At 38.7% G+C, this 16,319-nt stretch carries 22 protein-coding genes; 7 read left to right on the plus strand and 15 right to left on the minus strand.

The features are described from left to right. The first annotated feature begins 53 nt into the window (after nt 1-53). From A9P82_RS13545 to A9P82_RS13570, 6 genes are read left to right on the plus strand one after another with little or no spacing between them, the layout of a single operon-like run. Entirely contained in the window at nt 54-1,142 is a 1,089-nt protein-coding gene (locus A9P82_RS13545) for a cytochrome c oxidase subunit II (protein WP_066208680.1), read from the plus strand. 48 nt (nt 1,143-1,190) lie between these two features. Beyond that, entirely contained in the window at nt 1,191-2,996 is a 1,806-nt protein-coding gene (locus tag A9P82_RS13550) for a cytochrome c oxidase subunit I (RefSeq protein WP_066208682.1), read from the plus strand. Nucleotides 2,997-3,052: 56 nt separating this feature from the next. Next, the gene (gene cyoE, locus A9P82_RS13555; RefSeq protein ID WP_231891164.1) at nt 3,053-3,988 is read left to right on the plus strand and encodes a heme o synthase; all 936 of its coding nucleotides are present in this window, start codon (nt 3,053-3,055) and stop codon (nt 3,986-3,988) included. Further along, nucleotides 3,989-4,564, plus strand: a complete 576-nt coding sequence (locus A9P82_RS13560; protein WP_066208684.1) for a cytochrome c oxidase subunit 3 — start codon at nt 3,989-3,991, stop codon at nt 4,562-4,564. It abuts the gene before it with no gap. 30 nt (nt 4,565-4,594) lie between these two features. After that, nucleotides 4,595-5,278 carry a cytochrome c oxidase subunit 3 gene (locus A9P82_RS13565; RefSeq protein WP_066208686.1) on the plus strand — a complete coding sequence of 228 codons (684 nt, stop codon included), beginning with the start codon at nt 4,595-4,597 and terminating at the stop codon, nt 5,276-5,278. A 27-nt stretch (nt 5,279-5,305) separates the two neighbouring features. Next, nucleotides 5,306-5,782: a cytochrome C oxidase subunit IV family protein gene (locus A9P82_RS13570; RefSeq protein ID WP_066208689.1), complete on the plus strand. Its 477-nt coding sequence runs from the start codon at nt 5,306-5,308 to the stop codon at nt 5,780-5,782. A gap of 262 nt (nt 5,783-6,044) precedes the next feature. On the opposite strand, the gene A9P82_RS13575 is transcribed toward A9P82_RS13570, so the two are convergent. From A9P82_RS13575 to A9P82_RS13640, 15 genes are all read right to left on the minus strand, one after another. Further along, nucleotides 6,045-6,386: a HepT-like ribonuclease domain-containing protein gene (locus tag A9P82_RS13575; RefSeq protein WP_066208691.1), complete on the minus strand. Its 342-nt coding sequence runs from the start codon at nt 6,384-6,386 to the stop codon at nt 6,045-6,047. Beyond that, nucleotides 6,379-6,672, minus strand: a complete 294-nt coding sequence (locus A9P82_RS13580) for a nucleotidyltransferase family protein (RefSeq protein ID WP_066208694.1) — start codon at nt 6,670-6,672, stop codon at nt 6,379-6,381. Before A9P82_RS13580 ends, A9P82_RS13575 begins: the two co-directional genes overlap by 8 nt. Nucleotides 6,673-6,698: 26 nt before the next feature. Further along, nucleotides 6,699-6,836 carry a hypothetical protein gene (locus tag A9P82_RS15515; RefSeq protein ID WP_156522698.1) on the minus strand — a complete coding sequence of 46 codons (138 nt, stop codon included), beginning with the start codon at nt 6,834-6,836 and terminating at the stop codon, nt 6,699-6,701. A 432-nt stretch (nt 6,837-7,268) separates the two neighbouring features. Beyond that, on the minus strand, nt 7,269-7,412 hold the full coding sequence (locus A9P82_RS15520; RefSeq protein ID WP_156522699.1) for a hypothetical protein: 144 nt from the start codon (nt 7,410-7,412) through the stop codon (nt 7,269-7,271). 586 nt (nt 7,413-7,998) lie between these two features. Beyond that, complete coding sequence (locus A9P82_RS15525; protein ID WP_156522700.1) at nt 7,999-8,271, minus strand: hypothetical protein; 273 nt, start codon at nt 8,269-8,271, stop codon at nt 7,999-8,001. Between the two features lie 10 nt (nt 8,272-8,281). Beyond that, entirely contained in the window at nt 8,282-8,791 is a 510-nt protein-coding gene (locus tag A9P82_RS13590; RefSeq protein WP_066208698.1) for a GNAT family N-acetyltransferase, read from the minus strand. After that, nucleotides 8,792-9,337, minus strand: a complete 546-nt coding sequence (locus A9P82_RS13595; protein WP_066208701.1) for a GNAT family N-acetyltransferase — start codon at nt 9,335-9,337, stop codon at nt 8,792-8,794. A 1-nt stretch (nt 9,338) separates the two neighbouring features. Continuing rightward, a complete protein-coding gene (locus A9P82_RS13600) occupies nt 9,339-9,752 on the minus strand; it encodes a MaoC family dehydratase (protein WP_197492178.1) in 414 nt (137 codons plus the stop codon). Further along, nucleotides 9,749-10,876, minus strand: a complete 1,128-nt coding sequence (locus tag A9P82_RS13605) for an acyl-CoA dehydrogenase family protein (protein ID WP_066208705.1) — start codon at nt 10,874-10,876, stop codon at nt 9,749-9,751. Before A9P82_RS13605 ends, A9P82_RS13600 begins: the two co-directional genes overlap by 4 nt. 85 nt (nt 10,877-10,961) lie before the next feature. Next, a complete protein-coding gene (locus A9P82_RS13610; protein WP_156522701.1) occupies nt 10,962-11,768 on the minus strand; it encodes a hypothetical protein in 807 nt (268 codons plus the stop codon). A gap of 371 nt (nt 11,769-12,139) precedes the next feature. Beyond that, entirely contained in the window at nt 12,140-12,631 is a 492-nt protein-coding gene (locus A9P82_RS13620) for a hypothetical protein (protein ID WP_066208712.1), read from the minus strand. A 210-nt stretch (nt 12,632-12,841) separates the two neighbouring features. Then, entirely contained in the window at nt 12,842-13,312 is a 471-nt protein-coding gene (locus tag A9P82_RS13625; protein WP_156522702.1) for a DUF6294 family protein, read from the minus strand. A 467-nt stretch (nt 13,313-13,779) separates the two neighbouring features. Beyond that, nucleotides 13,780-14,205 (minus strand): hypothetical protein, encoded by a 426-nt coding sequence (locus A9P82_RS13630; RefSeq protein ID WP_066208716.1) that lies wholly within the window; start codon nt 14,203-14,205, stop codon nt 13,780-13,782. A gap of 57 nt (nt 14,206-14,262) precedes the next feature. Next, nucleotides 14,263-14,979: a hypothetical protein gene (locus tag A9P82_RS13635; RefSeq protein WP_066208718.1), complete on the minus strand. Its 717-nt coding sequence runs from the start codon at nt 14,977-14,979 to the stop codon at nt 14,263-14,265. 234 nt (nt 14,980-15,213) lie between these two features. Continuing rightward, a complete protein-coding gene (locus tag A9P82_RS13640; RefSeq protein WP_066208720.1) occupies nt 15,214-15,714 on the minus strand; it encodes a hypothetical protein in 501 nt (166 codons plus the stop codon). 124 nt (nt 15,715-15,838) lie between these two features. Between A9P82_RS13640 and A9P82_RS15795 the strand changes: the two genes are divergently transcribed. Further along, on the plus strand, nt 15,839-15,967 hold the full coding sequence (locus A9P82_RS15795) for a hypothetical protein (RefSeq protein WP_255363987.1): 129 nt from the start codon (nt 15,839-15,841) through the stop codon (nt 15,965-15,967). Nucleotides 15,968-16,319: the final 352 nt, after the last annotated feature.

A 16,319-nucleotide genomic window follows, 5' to 3' on the forward strand; every position in this document is an offset into this window, starting at 1 on the left:
TTAGAATAGTAGAGCAAACGATTTTCAGAAAATTATTTTAAGCATTATACATTATGTCTATGTTGTTAACCATTGCCGCGATTGTTTTAATTGTGATAGTGATTTTTCAAATTGCTAAGGCAAGTGAGTATGTGTCTGCATTGAAAGGCGATAGCGGAACATTTAATAAGCAGAGCAACAAAATCAACGGTAGTTTGATGATTGCCTTTTTGGTTTTGGGCTTAATCGGCGTGTTTTGGTGCAATCATGAATTGTATCCCGAAACATTGTTTCCCCAAGGTTCTGCAAGTGTGGAAGGCGAAAACGTAGATAAACTTTTATACATTACGATTGCGCTTACCGGCGTTGTGTTTTTTATTACCCAAATATTGTTATTTGTATTTGCATATAAATACCAGTATAAAGAGAATAAGAAAATATATTTTTTCCCGCACAATACACGCTTGGAAATTATCTGGACTTCCGTACCTACAATCGTACTGTTGATTTTGATTGCTTACGGATTGCGTAGTTGGTTTATTTTTACAGGCGATGCGCCTAAAAACTCTATGCAAATTGAAGTTACCGGACACCAGTTCGGGTGGATATTCCGCTATCCCGGAAAAGACGGAGAGTTTGGTAAAAAATACTTTAAAGATATTAATGCAAATAATGGCTTAGGTTTAATTTGGAAAGATAGTGCAGCGCTTAATCAGAAAGCAGACCCAGCAACATTTGATGATATTACAATGGAAGGAAAGGTATATTTGGTCAAGGGAAAGCCTGTGAAATTTTTGATTAATTCGCAGGATGTGATTCACGATGTAGGGTTACCTCAATTCCGTTTGAAAATGGATGCTGTTCCAGGAACACCTACCACACTTTGGTTTACACCAAAATACACAACCGAAGAAATGAAGCAGCGTACAGGCAATCCAAATTTTGTATATGAACTATCTTGCGACCAGTTATGTGGGCGCGGACATTATTCTATGCGTGCGGAAGTCGTTGTATTGACTCAGCCGGAGTTTGATGCGGTTATGGCAAAACAAAAGCCGGCATATTATCTTGCATTTCCCGATAAAGATCCAAGCAATATTAAGCCCGCGGCAGATTCAACAAAACCGGCGACGGATAGCTTGAAAACTGTGGCAATAAAGTAGCAATTTTAGAAACAGATAAAATTATAGAATTTATATAAAGCATTAATCATGAGCGAAACAATATCACACGCCGGCGTTGCCGCAGTTCACGCAGCAGAGCATCACGACGTTCATCATCATAAGGAAACTTTTATTACCAAATACATTTTTAGCCAGGACCATAAAACTATTGGTAAGCAGTTTTTGATTACCGGTATGATTTGGGCTATATTAGGAGGCTTTATGTCGGTGTTGTTCCGTTTACAATTAGGTTTTCCCGACAGTACTTTCCCTTGGCTGGAAACTATTTTGGGTAAATGGGCTAAAGGCGGTCATTTGATTGATGAGGCATATTATTCGCTTACCACGCTTCATGGTACTATCATGATATTTTTTGTGTTGACAGGCGGATTGAGCGGCACGTTTGCTAATTTTTTGATTCCGCTTCAGATAGGTGCGCGCGATATGGCTTCTCCACTGATGAATATGTTGAGCTATTGGTTTTTCTTTATTGCGAGCATCATCATGTTATCGTCTTTATTTGTAGAAACAGGACCATTTTCCGGTGGTTGGACGGCTTATCCGCCATTGAGTGCGTTGGGCGCTGCTTCGGACGGGTCTAAAACCGGAATGGATTTGTGGTGGATATCGCTGGTGTTGTTTGTGGTATCGCAATTGTTGGCAGGTCTTAATTATATTTCTACTGTATTGAATATGCGTACCAAAGGTATGAGCATGACACGTATGCCTTTGAGCGTTTGGGGTGTGTTTTTGCAAGCCGTTTTAGGCGTCCTGTCTTTCCCTGTTTTATTTGCCGGTTTCATTTTGTTGTTGTTTGACCGTCATTTTGGAACAAGTTTTTATTTATCTGATATTTATGTAGGCGGTACGGCACTTGCACATGAAGGAGGCAATGCAATTTTGTACCAGCATTTATTCTGGTTCTTAGGACATCCGGAAGTGTATATTGTAATTCTCCCTGCGATGGGATTGGTTTCGGAAGTCATGTCCACCAACGCACGAAAGCCCATTTTCGGATATTCTGCCATGGTAATGTCTATGTTTGCCATTGTCATCCTGGCATTTCTTGTATGGGCGCACCACATGTTCGTTACCGGATTAAATCCGTTCCTCGGTTCTGTATTTGTGTTGCTTACGCTGTTAATTGCGGTACCATCGGCGATTAAAGTATTTAACTGGTTAACGACGTTGTGGAGGGGAAATATCCGTTTCACGCCGGGTATGTTGTTTGCAATTGGTTTTGTGAGTTTGTTTATTTCCGGTGGTTTGACAGGTATTTATTTGGGCAACTCTGCTATTGATATTCATGTGCATGATACTTATTTTGTGATTGCACACTTCCACTTGGTAATGGGTGTGGCTGCGTTCTTTGGAATGTTCTGCGGAGTGTACCATTGGTTTCCGAAAATGTACGGCAGACACATGAATCCGACGATGGGTTATGTACATTTTTGGCTTACATTAATTGGTGCATATCTTATCTTTTGGCCCATGCACTACGAAGGGCTTGCGGGAATGCCGCGCCGCTACTATGATTACAGCAATTGGGAAAGTTTTAAACAATTTGTTTCGCTAAACAGATTTATTAGTATTGCAGTAATTGTAACATTTGCAGCTCAGTTCTTATTTGTGGTAAATTTCTTCTGGTCTATTTTCAAAGGAAGAAAATTAACTACACAAAATCCATGGTTGTCTAATACGTTAGAATGGACTACTCCTATTAAACCGGTGCACGGCAACTGGCCCGGAGAAATTCCTGAAGTATATCGCTGGCCATATGATTATGGTAAAGATGGTAAAGATTTCATTACACAGACAACACCGATAGGGGATGATGAGTCGGAGCATCATTAATTGATAAATCGAAAACCGCAGGGTTATGAATACTGCGGTTGAATAAAAATAGTTTTTTGGATAAGGAAAATTCTTCAGCAACAAGAACGCCTGTGTGGAAAGATTATATGGCGCTTACGAAATTCACATTGAGTTTCACGGTTGTATTTTCCTGTGTTATTTGTTATCTTTTATCGCCGAATACGGAAGTGTTGGCGATAAAAATAGTTGAGCTCTTTGTAGCAGGCATGCTGGTAACTGGTGCGGCAAATGCGATTAATCAGGCGGTGGAAAAAGACACCGATGCTTTGATGAAACGCACTGCAAAACGCCCTGTGGCTTCCGGTAAAATATCTCAGCAGCAAGCGATGATTTTTGCATTCGTTACGGGAGCAACCGGTGTCGCGATGATGTGGTATTGTTTTAATCTACAATCTGCATTACTGTCTGCATTCAGTCTTTTTTTGTATGCGTATATTTATACGCCGTTGAAAAAAGTGAGTTCTGTTGCTGTTCTGGTGGGTGCTTTTCCGGGCGCTTTTCCTTGCTTGATTGGTTGGGTCGCAGGTTTTGTGGATGGTGGGAACAATAGTTGGACGGGCGGGCTGATTTTATTTCTGATTCAGTTTCTTTGGCAATTTCCGCATTTTTGGGCAATTGCATGGGTAGCGCACGGCGATTACAGCAGGGCTGGTTTTAAGCTGTTGCCATCGGATAAAGGACCAACAAAAAGCACGGCATTACAGTCGATAGTTTACGCAGTAATGATGATTCCGGTGGGAATGCTGGCTTTTGCAGATTTTGGTAAAGGGTCTTTGAATGACATAAATACGTTAAGAGGAAAAGTAAGTTTTATAATATTGTTGCTGTGTAATATCGGGATGGTGGTTCAGTGTGTGAGATTGTATATTAATATGGATGTGAAATCGGCAAGACGTGTGATGTTCAGCAGTTATATTTATTTGCCGATTGTATTATTGGCATTATTATTCGCAGCGAATAAAAATTTTTAAATGACAAGCGTGAGCGTAGTTGAAAATAGAGGAAGAATGCATCCGCACAAATTTTTGTTGTGGATAGGTATAGCAAGTATTGTGATGCTCTTTGCGGGTTTGACAAGCGCTTATATTGTAAAGCGTTCCTTTGCCAACTGGCTGGAATTTCCTTTGCCTAAGATTTTTTGGCTTTCGACATGTGTTATTCTTATTAGCAGCTTGACGATGCACTTGGCTTTAAAGGCTTTTAAGGCACATGAACGTAAAAGGTACAGATTACTAATAACGCTTACGGCTGCCTTGGGAGTTGCGTTTGCATTATTGCAGTTATATGGTTTTATAACTTTGGAGCACAGAGGCATTCATATATTCGGTACCGGAAGTAATGCATCGGCTTCGTTTTTGGGTGTGATAACAATTGTGCATGCGGTGCACGTAATTGGCGGAGTGGTAGCTTTATTGATAATGTTTTTTCGGGCGTTTCGCAAACGGGTAAAAAGGTATGATGCAACACCGGTAGAAATAGCAGCTATTTATTGGCATTTTGTAGATATACTTTGGATTTATTTGTTTATATTTTTTAGCTTGAATTAATTAAAATATCAACTTTTTATAATTGTTTTTATGGCAGATTCAGTAGCAGCACATACAGGAAAAAGAAGCCCCTGGTCAGGAGGATACAGCCCGTTTAAAGTAGAATACGGCAAGTTGATGATGTGGTTCTTTTTGTTGAGCGATTCTTTTACTTTTGGCGCATTGCTTATTTCTTATGGTACCACACGCTTTGCAACCATGGGATGGCCCGATCCGAATAAGGTTTTCAATAAGTACCCTTTAGGTGGCGACGGCAATTCTCCATTGGTATTTGTAAGTATTATGACTTTTATCCTCATCATCAGTTCCGTTACGATGGTGCTGGCGGTACAGTCGGGAAAGGAAATGAACAAGAAAGCGGTTGTCAAATATTTGATATTGACTATTATTGGTGGTTTGGCGTTCTTAAGCTGCCAGGCTTGGGAATGGACACACTTATTTCATGAAGGTGCTTGGTGGGGCAGAAACCCTTTCCCGAATGCGGACGGAACACTTTCTTCGCCCAACTTTACCAATTTCTTCTTTACTATTACGGGTTTTCACGGTTTCCACGTGTTTTCTGGTGTGATTATCAATATCATTATGCTGATAATGACGTTGTGCAATACGTTTGAGAAAAGAGGTCATTACCTGATGATTGAGAAAGCGGGTTTGTATTGGCACTTTGTGGATTTGGTTTGGGTATTTGTATTTACTTGTTTCTATTTGATTTAAGTTTAAAAAATTTCAATACGATTTTATATGTCAGATTTAGCACAATTAGAAAGCGGTGGACACACACATGCACACGCTTTTGATTCAAAAGCGGTAAGGAAAGAAATTTGGAAAATCACATTGTATCTTACCGTATTGACGATTATTGAGTTGATACTTGGTTTTACGATGATGAACTGGGAAGAAGGCAGCTTTAAAAGAGATTTTGTAAAAGGCATTATCATTATTCTAATGCTTTGGAAAGCGTTCTATATTATTGGTTATTTTATGCACTTGCGTCATGAAGTAAAAACCATGATAATGGTAATTGCATTGCCGGCGTTGTTTTTTGTATGGTTTATTATTGCGTTTTTAAAAGACGGAAGTTCTTATAAAAATCTCCGTGCAACAGAAGACCCATACAAAGTGGAACTGTCCAAGCAACCGATGCCTGCTCATGAAGAAAAAGAGAATACGCATGAAGTGAAACCTGCGCCCGAATCGCAAAAGTTGTATAATTTATAAATTAAATTGTTTTATAAGATTTTAAAAAGCCGCTTTCAAGATAGAAGCGGCTTTTTTGTTTTCTGCAATATTTTCTCACGTACGGTAACAGGAAAACTTATTCATTTCCACACTTGTCTTTTGCAATCTTATTTTTACCCGCCCTGCGTTCTTTGTGCCAGTAATGTTTTTTCCAATATTAACACAGGTGCTTTTTCCATTCTCCACTTACGGTAAGCAAGCCTTTTGCTTGTGCGACATGACTGTATTTTTTCCGCAATTATTACGGTTGATTTTTTAAAACGGTTATTTGCTCCAAAAGGTCGGGAAGCCGGTATTGGATAGTGTCCCAAACAATGTTTTGATTGATGCCGAAATAATCGTGTATAATAAAGTTTCGGAAATCTTTTATAATGCGCCATTCTACTTGAAGATGCTGTAACTTAAACGCTTGCGGAACTCTTGAAGCAGCTTCGCCTATGATTTCAAAATTCCGTTCTACGGCATATCTTGTTTTTACGTCGGCTTGGTATTCGTCCAGGTGCATTCCTTTGGTAAACTCCATAATGTAGTTTATAGAGCTTGACGTATCTTCCAACAGCAAGGATAATGCTCTTTCAGACATGGATGAGGCTTTTTTCTACAAAGGGCAAATATTTAGGCTGTACGCCTTGGCGGGAAACAAGGTCTATCTTGGTATTGAAAGTATCTTCCAGCGCATGGGCTATTCTTATGTAATCAAAACCGTCTATGCGGGCGTTGAAATCTACAAGTATATCAATATCACTATGCTCATTATAATCGCCGCGGGCATAAGAGCCGAACAAGCCCATTTCCGAAATGGGATATTTTTTTTCCAACTCGGCTTTTTTGGCTTTGAGAATATTTAGTATTTCGCCCGTTGTGTACATACTGCAAAGTTATTTAAAAGTTCTTACTATTTTTCTTTGTCTTTTGCAATCTTTTCTTTGCCTGCTCTGCGCTCTTTGTGCCAGTAATGTTTTTTCCAATATTTACGCAGATGCTTTTTCCATTCTTTGCTTACGGTAAGCAAGCCTTTTTGTTTGTGCGACATGATTATGATTTTTTAAGGAATTACTTACTGTGTTTACGCAGCTTCGGTACGTGTCTCTCGTACCGAAACTATGTGAGTGGTTCGTGCGGACACGAACCACGGCGGTAAAGACCAACATCATAGGGAAGAAACGCCCTATTAATAAGGATCAGATGCGGGATAACGTGGAAGCGTTCATGCATCAGCGCAAAAATGACAAAAAGCAGGTGCAAAAATATTTTCATGCAGAGCACGTCAGATATGCAGCGTAGAGGATTTATCTGCAATAGTTAAGACTTTTCCCCCGCATAGTCTCCTTGTATAGCTTTGTGTGTTTGCCAAGGGACTTTGCGGCTATTGGTTTATCGTTGCGTAAAGTCCCCTGCGGGAGACTGTGCGGAGAAGAAAGCGGCTTTTTTATTTTTATGTAATATTTATTAGTAACCGGAAAACTTATTTATTTCCACGCTTGTCTTTTGCAATCTTATTTTTGCCAGCCCTGCGTTCTTTGTGCCAGTAATGTTTTTTCCAATATTTACGCAGATGTTTTTTCCATTCTCTGCTTACGGCAAGCTGGCCTTTTTGCTTGTGAGACATGATTTATAATTTTTAAGGAATTACTTATCTGTGTTTACGCAGCCTCGGTACGTGAGACGCGTACCGAAACAATGTAAGCGGTTCGTGCGGACACGAACCGCGGCGGCAGGTATAGTTTTAAATTTTTAAATGGTAAATGAATGTTTAATTGCTCAATTATGTTTTTGTTATTTGCTGCCCGTCATCCCGAAGGGATGATACGTTTATAGCAAAAACGAGGATGATGCAGGTTCGACCCCATAGGGGTCGTATGTTCGTCGCAATATTTCTGCTATAAACATACCACTCCGTTGGAGTGGGAAAACCTATGCTGTTTCCGCTCCGGTATGTGTATTCACGTTGCCGGAATGGCTGGTTCGTGCGGACACGAACCACGGCGGTAATATTTACGCAGATGCTTTTTCCATTCTCCGCTTACGGTAAGCAAGCCTTTTTGCTTGTGAGACATTGGTTATGATTTTTAAGGAATTACTTACTGTGTTTACGCAGCCTCGGTACGTGAGACGCGTACCGAAACAATGTAAGCGGTTCGTGCGGACACGAACCGCGGCGGCAGGTATATACCACTCCAGCGGAGTGGGAAAACCTATGCTGTTTCCGCCCCGGTACGTGTATTCACGTTGCCGGAATGTGTGGTTCGTGTCCGCACGAACCACGGCGGTAAACTTCCTCTTGTACAATTATATAGTCCGTCATGCTCTGTAGGCACAGGTAAATTTGAAAAATCTGTTATTGCTTCATCCATGAGGCAAAATTGAATGTTGTACTTTTGGCAAGCCTTCTCCAATGAAGCTAATCTTGCTGCAACATTTAGGCTGTCAGTTGTTTGGCTGTTGTATATGCAATAAAACTGGGACATTTAAAACATTTTATACGGGTCTAATCATAAATATTTTTTGAAACTTGTTGCTCCCTTTTTTCGACGGCGGAATAATGCCGATTTCAATCCAACCTGTTTGAGATGTTATCTTTCTTGCTGCTTCGTTTGTAAGTGAAACAAATCCTATAATGTATTCTAAAGAACTTTTTTCTGCTTCCTGAATTACAAAGTCAAGAAGCAATTTGCCCAAACCATCAGACCGTATATTTTTTGAAATGTATGTGCTGCTTTCGGCATAAATATTTTCTTTGACCGGATGAGAAATGCACTTTATTAAAGATTGCCAGCCTAAAACTTTGTCTTCTTCATCAACAGCCACCCAAAAATTAAATATACCTTCTCGTTGAAAAAAGTTTGATGAGAATTTTTTCTTTACGGTATCTAAATCAATATTATCGTCTTCAAATGAATTATAGATACCTTCAAGCCAAATGGAAAATATTTGTTCAAAATCTTCGTCTTCAGCTAATCGTATTTTTATGTTTTGTGCTGTTATCATTTAATGGTTTTGTTTATTAGTTTCATAAACTAAAAAATCCCAATCAGGGAAATGAAGATTGTTATTTTTTGGAAGTGTCCCCATATTATAGAAACCGATTTCGTCACACATTTTCAAACTTTTTTTATTTTCAGTAAGTACAATGCCAAAAACATATTTTATATCGCTGTGATTTTTGCAATAATTTAAAGCGTGGCGCAAAAGCAATTTCCCAATTCCTTTTCCTTGAAACTCTTTCCTTACATAGGTACTTGATTGTCCAAAGCTTGATTTCACTATTGGATTGGGCGAAACATGAAATGGTAATATTGATTGCCAACCTACAATTTTGTTATCAAGAGAAAGGCATATCCAGAATTTAAAGTCTTGTGTTTGCTGTTGAATTTGATGAAGAAATTCTTTCTTCAAGCTATCTATTTGTAAGTGATTTTCATCTACAACTGAACCTTGCTCTAAAACACCTTGTTGCCATATTATTGCAATATCATCCACATCGCTACTTGTGGCTGAGCGAATTATCCAATTGTTTGTTTCAACTTGTGTCATACTACTTGTAATATTTTTTGTTCATTAAAAACGCTTCGCCGGTTACTTTAATTTCGCCTGTTTGCTTTTCGATAATTTCATTGATATAACAAACTCTGTTTTTGTCAGGAAAAAATTCTTTGGTGGTAAAAATTGCCGTGTATTCTATTCCTGTAAAAACAGGTTTTATATACCTCGCTGTTTGGCTTATTAAAATATGTTCTTCGGGATAAAGCAATGTGCCATATACTTTTGAAAAAATACTAATGCTGAAATATCCGTGAACGATACAGCGTTTAAAATTCGTTTGTTCTGCATATTGCTCGGACACGTGTATAGGATTTGTATCTCCGGAAATATTGGCATAAGCCAATACTTGTTCATGGGTAAAGATGAAGTCGTGCTTAAAAATGTCGCCGATTTTTGGTTTTGTCATTTCCATATTTCTTTTAGAATGATTAATTGTTGAATTTCGCTTGTGCCTTCGCCAATGGTGCAAAGCTTAGCATCGCGGTAATATTTTTCTATCAAATAGTCTGTTGTATAGCCATAGCCGCCCAGAATTTGCACAGCATCATTAGCCGTTTTTACAGCCAGTTCAGAAGCAAAAAATTTACACATGGCACTTTCTTTTGTTGTACTTAATCCTGCATCTTTTTTAGCACAAGCATCTTTCAGCATTAATTCGGCTGCATATAATTCTGTTGCTGTTTGAGAGAGCTTAAAACCTGTTGCCTGGAAGTCAATAATCTTTTTTCCAAACTGTTCTCTTTGTTTTGCATACTGCAATGCAATTTGATATGCGCCTTTTGCAATGCCGAGCGATAAGGCTGTAATAGAAATACGTCCGCCGTCTAAGATTTGCATGGCTTGTCTAAAACCCTCGCCGGCGTTTCCCACTCTGTTACTATCGGGAACAATGCAGTTGTCGAAAAACAGTTGTACGGTTTCGCAGGCTTTCATACCTAATTTGTCAAGCGGCTTGCCTGCGCTGAACCCTTTTGTTCCTTTCTCCACAAGAAACGCGGTTATATTATTTTTCTCGTTTCCTGTTTTTGCAAGCACCACCACTACCTGTGCCGATGCGCCTTGTGTAATAAATATTTTACTACCGTTCAACACCCAGCTGTTACCGTCAAAAACCGCGTTACATTGCAAGCTTACAGCATCGCTGCCGGCACTTGGTTCGGTTAATGCCCATGCGCCCAAGTATTCGCCCGAAGCAAGTTGCGGAAGATATTTTGCTTTTTGCATATCGCTCCCGAACTGTACAATATGCCTGCTGACTAAAGAATTGTGCGCAGCAATAAATAATCCTACAGAACCACAGACTTTAGATATTTCAATGATGGCTTGCGTATAAGTATGGTAGTCCAACGCGGTTCCGCCGTATTCTTCGGGAATCTGCATACCTAAGAAACCTGCTTTGCCTAATTCTTCGTATAACCATTTTGGGAAAGCGCCTGCTTTGTCCCAAGCGAGTACATTTGGGCGAATATACTTTGTTGCAAATTGCTTGCAGAAATCGATAAATTGTTGTGTGTGGGCATTATGAAGCATATTATTGTATATTTTTAGTGTCGTTTACTTTATTCATATTAAATGCGAAGGCACTCAGCACTGTTGAAAATAAGGAATATTGCCACTACTTATTGCTGTTGCTTGAGTTAAAGGATAGGGCAGTTAATCCTAAAGCCACACCGAAACCAATCCAAGGTTTTAATCCATGTTTTCCATTGTTTTCTGTCCAATATTTTGCATTAGCGCCTATGGCGTTATCGAAGCCTAATGCCAATGTAAATCCTAAATGATTAATAGAATATATTCCATTTATACCATAGCTTATAGCAGCAATATTATCTTTTGTCATTACTTTTCCATTGGTATTGGCACTATCTAATGCTTGCTGGGAAAATGCGAGAAATACACCTGTCCCCCAATAATGCTCTCGAGGATTGATTTGTGTCTTTTTAAAATATTTAGCCTTACCCCAAATTTTAAGAAAATTGACACCAGTATTTAGAAACTGTGCTTCTAAATCGGAATTTTTTTCTAGTCTATACCTAAAAGGTATATTTAAAGGGGTAAATGCCCAACTTGAAAATGGAATTGTAAAAGAAATGCCATTAACCCAATCACTTTTTTGTATAATGTAGGCAAAAGAAGAATCGTTATCGCAAGAATTGATAATATCTTTATTTTGTTTAAAACTATCATAGTTTTTATTTATGTCCCAGAAATTAATAAGTAAGGTATCTCCTAAACGTTTAGAAACGAACCCCTTTAGGTTATGGGCTATATGGCGAGGTGTGGAATCTATTTTTCCATTAATTACTTCATGTAGAACGCCAAATTTACATTTGGAGAAGTTACTGTGTAGTTGATAAATATTTTGTGCGTTTACAATGCTCAACACAGTGAGAAAGATACAGATAAACAAATATTTTTTCATAACAGTCATTTTTTTTCGCCTACTCTATAATCCTCTTTTCGGCTTACGAGGTTTTTATTTTAATCCTGCAAATCTTTAAATCCCAAAATCCCCGTTCAGACAACCTCTTTCCACGTTCCGCAATGCTCCGTCGCGGTTCTGAACACATCTCGATACATTGCGAACACCACCCTTGCGGTTCAAGACCCAAAATTTGCCGTTCGCAACCCCAAAATATAGGCTGCATAACCCTACCGAACACGTTCGCAACCCCTCGCGATAAGTGTATTACAGGTTCAGACCATTTCAAGACCCCGTCGGATAGGTTCGGAACGCCAAAATATACGTTCCGAACCTCAAGCCTCCCCTTAAATCCCTCATAAGGGGGAAAATTACTGACCCGCACCATCCGCAGGCGGTGTAACAGGGCTTGCGGATTTTGCAAAGAACTGTTTCAAATCGTCGTACTTGGTTTCAAAACCGGGCGCAGATGTACCGGCTTTGTACGAAGTATAAGCATAATCGGTCAACGCTGCCTGATAGTTGTCGTAGTCATGCAGCGTTTTGGCATTATCGAGGCGTGTGTGCAGGCTGTCGAGCCTTGCTATGAGCGCTTCATAACTTTGGCGGCTTGCGAAATCTGCCGTAAACTCCGTCCAGTCCACTTCGGGAGAGGAAAGTGCGGGCTGGCTCGTGTTGTAATCGTTTACCTTGTTTACAAACAATTTGTTCTGCTCGTTGATGCTGCCGTACTTGCGGCGGTCATCTGCCGTAAGGTTTATATTGATTACGGCGAGTGTTGTTTCGAGTTGCGTAAGCGCATCCTGTGCAGCCGTTAATTGCTCTGCTGTGAGGTGCAGGTTGTTGAGATTGGTAATTGGCATAGCTTGAAATTTTTAAATGGTTAATTGTTTTTTTAATTATTCATTTTTATTATTTGAGAAGGAGAAAATTGTATTGACATGATAAATGGTGTTCTTTGTGCTTTCTTAAAACTTGAAATACTGCAGGATTTTGTAAATCTTGTTTTATCTGCTGTTCCGGGATGCGCTGCGCTAACATCATGAACAGCGTTGATGGAATCATTTATCCTTTTAACAGTTACAAGTAAAAACTATTCTATTTGCTTCATTAAAACTATGTGCTTTCTTAGTATCAGGCTTTCTTGTTTCATCCCAACGTTTGATTACATTTCCATCATGAATATCAAAGTGAAAATGTTCTCTCCACAATTCTACATTGTTTGCATTATAACATATTATGTAGCCATCCCATTCGTCGCCAGAATCGCTACTTTTAATGTTGCACCTCCAATTAATTGCTCCATTAGCATATAGGGTAAACGTTGCTCCTGAAAAAATTGTACAGTCTCCTTTTCTTATTTCCTGAAAAGCAAAAGATTTATGAGGCATTTGAATGTTCCTATTAAAAAGTGCTATACTTTCTTTTTTATTGAATTTAGATATAACAAAACTTTTTGGTATTGTAGCATTGTCATTCAATGCAGTTATTTTGTTTAATGGTAAACAAAATAAAATCACGGCAAAAGAAACATATACTTTCATTGTTTTAATTTTTTAATTTTTGCCTACTCTGTTCAGTTTTCGGCAACTCTGTTGCGTACTTTATTTTTTGGTGTCGTTGTTCCGCATTTGTTCGACTTTGGGTTGTAAGCCCGCTTTATTACAGATTTTTATTTTAATTTGCCTACTCTTTATTCCTCTTTTCGGCTTACGAGGTTTATAATTTTTTACTCTTACATTTAATTGTTGCCCGCTGCTTGTGCAGCCTTTTGATACCAGTATTTTGCTTTGGAATATTTGCGCAAGGGATAATTTTCATAATGTTCTCCCAATTTGAACATAGCATGAGCTTCGCTAATATTCCGAACAGCGTGATTGGTTTATCGTTCCGCAAAGTCCCCTGCGGGAGACTGTGCGGAGAATGAAATATTTATTCCAGCCCAATTAAATTGTTCAGCTTTATTTATTTTACAGCACACCACATAAGTAACATGCGATGTGCTGCATCTTCATATCTTATGTTGCGCCGGACATAGCTTTCCTATTCCTTGTTGCAAAAAGAATTTGATAATTACTTTTACAAGACTCTTCACAAAGACCCCGAGAGGAATAATATGAGCTATTGCTTCTAAAACAAAATCAATAATTTTTCCGGCAATACTATCGCCCTGAATAATTGAACAGAAAATCTTTTTTAACTCATCCCAAAGATTTATTTTATTTATACCACTAATACTTAGAGCAATCATGTTTGCGTGAGTATTGTTGCTCCAGAATCTTTCACTCATTTGTTTCGTCGCTGAAAGATATAAATTAGCCAATGCTTCCTGAGCATCTTGCTCGGTAACAGCACCATCGCCCAAGCCTTCGGCGAGTATTTCATTTGCAAAAGCAGAAGTATCTACCAATTGCAAGGCTTCATTTCTTACTAACATAATTTTAGGTTTTTATTTTGCCTACTCTATAATCCTCTTTTCGGCTTACGAGGTCTTTTATTGAATGTGATAAGTAATCGGCGTTATAAGTTGTTCATTATTTCCGTCCTGATGATTTAATTGGTCTTGTATTTTTAAAGTCAGGTCTGTTTTGGCTTGTCCTCTGTCATGGTTATTGCCCGAAGTAGAAGCCGTTACAGTTCTTATATCGCCTGTTTTAAAGTTTTGTACTTTGGCAGATGCAGTACCGCTGTATGTGTGATTTCCTATACTGTACACACCTGCGGAATCTATGCTATAATGAATGGATGTTTCTAATGTAACGCCAAGCGTTTTTATTTTTGTGCGTAAGTAACTTTGAGCTTCTCCTATATTACTGTGGTTGCAATCTTCTGTCGCCACACGATAATATTCATTGCCTTTGCTGTTTTTTACTTTTACATAAGCACTGCCACCGTAAAACATTTTTGTTTTTGCGGTCTTAGAAGCGTTAATGGTAAATTCGGTTACAGAACGGTCAAACGCTGGGTCTGCCCACCCTCCAATCAAAAACGAACGAAATCCTACTGCATCTTCCTTGTTTTCAAATTCCAGTTCAGGATTGGATATTCTCTTTGTGTTAGTAGTATCAATGTCAATACTATAGTTTGTTGCATTTATACCTTTATCAGCTAGTGTTTTAATTGCAGCACTGCGTAAAGCATCTCTTGTTCCAAAATCATACATGTCTAATACATTGCTTACATATACTACTTTAAAATTATTAGTACTCATAACTATAAAACAATACTTTATTTTTGTAGAATTATCAGCCATATTTTGAGTTGGTGCAGCTAAAGCTTTTCGGGCAAGGTGTGTTTGTCCAAAACTGACTTGTATTCCCGTAAGGAATAACAGAGTACATAAAATGGTAATTGATTTTTTCATTGATATTTAAAATTTTAGTGTGTTAAAAAATGTTTTTGAGATTAAGTCATAGCCACCATAGCGACTATGACTTTCGATTTTTTAATTGATTTTAATGTAATAATAAACGGCTACATTTCTCGGGCGTGTTTCTGAGTTAATCCCATTTCCACTATTATCTGTAGTATAGGTTTTGTTTCCCTGCCGAGAATTTGATTCAAATCCATAGCCATTAAATCCACTACCACCACTCGCTTCTAAAAAATGTCCAATAACATTATGAGCGTGCTGACCTATCGTATCTGGCTGATAATCATTGGCTGTTCTGTTAGCTCCGTCTGGGTCGCCGTGCGTATTCGGATCAAATGGTAAAGGTTGCCCTACACTATAAATCGTATTTAACCCCCGTAAGAACTTGCCTCGTAAATCAGGTGCATTTATTTGCCCTGTATTTCGATTTAAGCAGGAATTTTGAATAGAGCGACCATCGCATGGTGCATAAGAAGAATGTGGCGCACTAAATACCGCAGCTTCTCTGATTTCTTGGGTAAGCTGGTCATAGCTCAAAATAGACGCTATGATTGTTCCTAAAATGTCTGACATAATTGATAATTTTTTATTTCGCCTACTCTATATCCTCTTTTCGGCTTACGAGGTTGTTGAATAATGAATTAATTGTTTTATTGTTTTTGGTCTGTTTCATATTTTTTTCGTCACAGTTTTTTCAATGAGCATCATCGTGTTTTGTATCAGCCGGTCGTTTGCCAAAGGCAAGCGCATCGTGCATTTTCTCAATCGTTATCAAAATTATTTTCATTTTACTCAACAGCAATACCATCAAGTGGGTATTTTGTGAGTAGTCCCGGGACTATGCTGCCGGTTCTGTTTTTCAATGCTAATCTTGTATGCTGCATCTACTATGCAAAGCTACTATGACCGGTATGGCAAAGTCAAGCGTAGAAATACGGTATTTTACCCCCGTATTTTTACGGGGGCAGGGGGAGTAAAAACCCCCTCCCTGAATACCGTAAAAACACGTATTTTTTGCAATCATGGTTGCCGCTTTTAGCATTGGCAAATTCCACAATATACATGCGGGCGCATACATTGCCTGGGCAGCAACAATCAATTGTTTTACAGACATTTATGCCAATATTTTTTTCGTTCTTAGAGTGCCTGTACATATCTTTCCGCTGATAATAATAGAT

The sequence above is a fragment of the Arachidicoccus sp. BS20 genome (assembly GCF_001659705.1).
Lineage (GTDB): Bacteria > Bacteroidota > Bacteroidia > Chitinophagales > Chitinophagaceae > Arachidicoccus.

Excerpts from the sequence above, each read along its gene's own strand:
- A9P82_RS13565 (WP_066208686.1), top strand. The coding sequence starts at position 4,595 with ATGGCAGATTCAGTAGCAGCACATACAGGAAAAAGAAGCCCCTGGTCA.
- A9P82_RS13600 (WP_197492178.1), bottom strand. The coding sequence starts at position 9,752 with ATGACAAAACCAAAAATCGGCGACATTTTTAAGCACGACTTCATCTTT.
- A9P82_RS15515 (WP_156522698.1), bottom strand. The coding sequence starts at position 6,836 with ATGTCGCACAAACAAAAAGGCTTGCTTACCGTAAGCAAAGAATGGAAA.
- A9P82_RS13595 (WP_066208701.1), bottom strand. The coding sequence starts at position 9,337 with ATGACACAAGTTGAAACAAACAATTGGATAATTCGCTCAGCCACAAGT.
- A9P82_RS15525 (WP_156522700.1), bottom strand. The coding sequence starts at position 8,271 with ATGTCCCAGTTTTATTGCATATACAACAGCCAAACAACTGACAGCCTA.
- A9P82_RS13545 (WP_066208680.1), top strand. The coding sequence starts at position 54 with ATGTCTATGTTGTTAACCATTGCCGCGATTGTTTTAATTGTGATAGTG.
- A9P82_RS13610 (WP_156522701.1), bottom strand. The coding sequence starts at position 11,768 with ATGAAAAAATATTTGTTTATCTGTATCTTTCTCACTGTGTTGAGCATT.
- A9P82_RS13590 (WP_066208698.1), bottom strand. The coding sequence starts at position 8,791 with ATGATAACAGCACAAAACATAAAAATACGATTAGCTGAAGACGAAGAT.
- A9P82_RS13640 (WP_066208720.1), bottom strand. The coding sequence starts at position 15,714 with ATGTCAGACATTTTAGGAACAATCATAGCGTCTATTTTGAGCTATGAC.
- A9P82_RS13560 (WP_066208684.1), top strand. The coding sequence starts at position 3,989 with ATGACAAGCGTGAGCGTAGTTGAAAATAGAGGAAGAATGCATCCGCAC.
- A9P82_RS15795 (WP_255363987.1), top strand. The coding sequence starts at position 15,839 with ATGAGCATCATCGTGTTTTGTATCAGCCGGTCGTTTGCCAAAGGCAAG.
- A9P82_RS13605 (WP_066208705.1), bottom strand. The coding sequence starts at position 10,876 with ATGCTTCATAATGCCCACACACAACAATTTATCGATTTCTGCAAGCAA.
- A9P82_RS13620 (WP_066208712.1), bottom strand. The coding sequence starts at position 12,631 with ATGCCAATTACCAATCTCAACAACCTGCACCTCACAGCAGAGCAATTA.
- A9P82_RS13630 (WP_066208716.1), bottom strand. The coding sequence starts at position 14,205 with ATGTTAGTAAGAAATGAAGCCTTGCAATTGGTAGATACTTCTGCTTTT.
- A9P82_RS13580 (WP_066208694.1), bottom strand. The coding sequence starts at position 6,672 with ATGTACACAACGGGCGAAATACTAAATATTCTCAAAGCCAAAAAAGCC.
- A9P82_RS13625 (WP_156522702.1), bottom strand. The coding sequence starts at position 13,312 with ATGAAAGTATATGTTTCTTTTGCCGTGATTTTATTTTGTTTACCATTA.
- A9P82_RS13570 (WP_066208689.1), top strand. The coding sequence starts at position 5,306 with ATGTCAGATTTAGCACAATTAGAAAGCGGTGGACACACACATGCACAC.
- A9P82_RS15520 (WP_156522699.1), bottom strand. The coding sequence starts at position 7,412 with ATGTCTCACAAGCAAAAAGGCCAGCTTGCCGTAAGCAGAGAATGGAAA.
- A9P82_RS13635 (WP_066208718.1), bottom strand. The coding sequence starts at position 14,979 with ATGAGTACTAATAATTTTAAAGTAGTATATGTAAGCAATGTATTAGAC.
- A9P82_RS13575 (WP_066208691.1), bottom strand. The coding sequence starts at position 6,386 with ATGTCTGAAAGAGCATTATCCTTGCTGTTGGAAGATACGTCAAGCTCT.
- A9P82_RS13550 (WP_066208682.1), top strand. The coding sequence starts at position 1,191 with ATGAGCGAAACAATATCACACGCCGGCGTTGCCGCAGTTCACGCAGCA.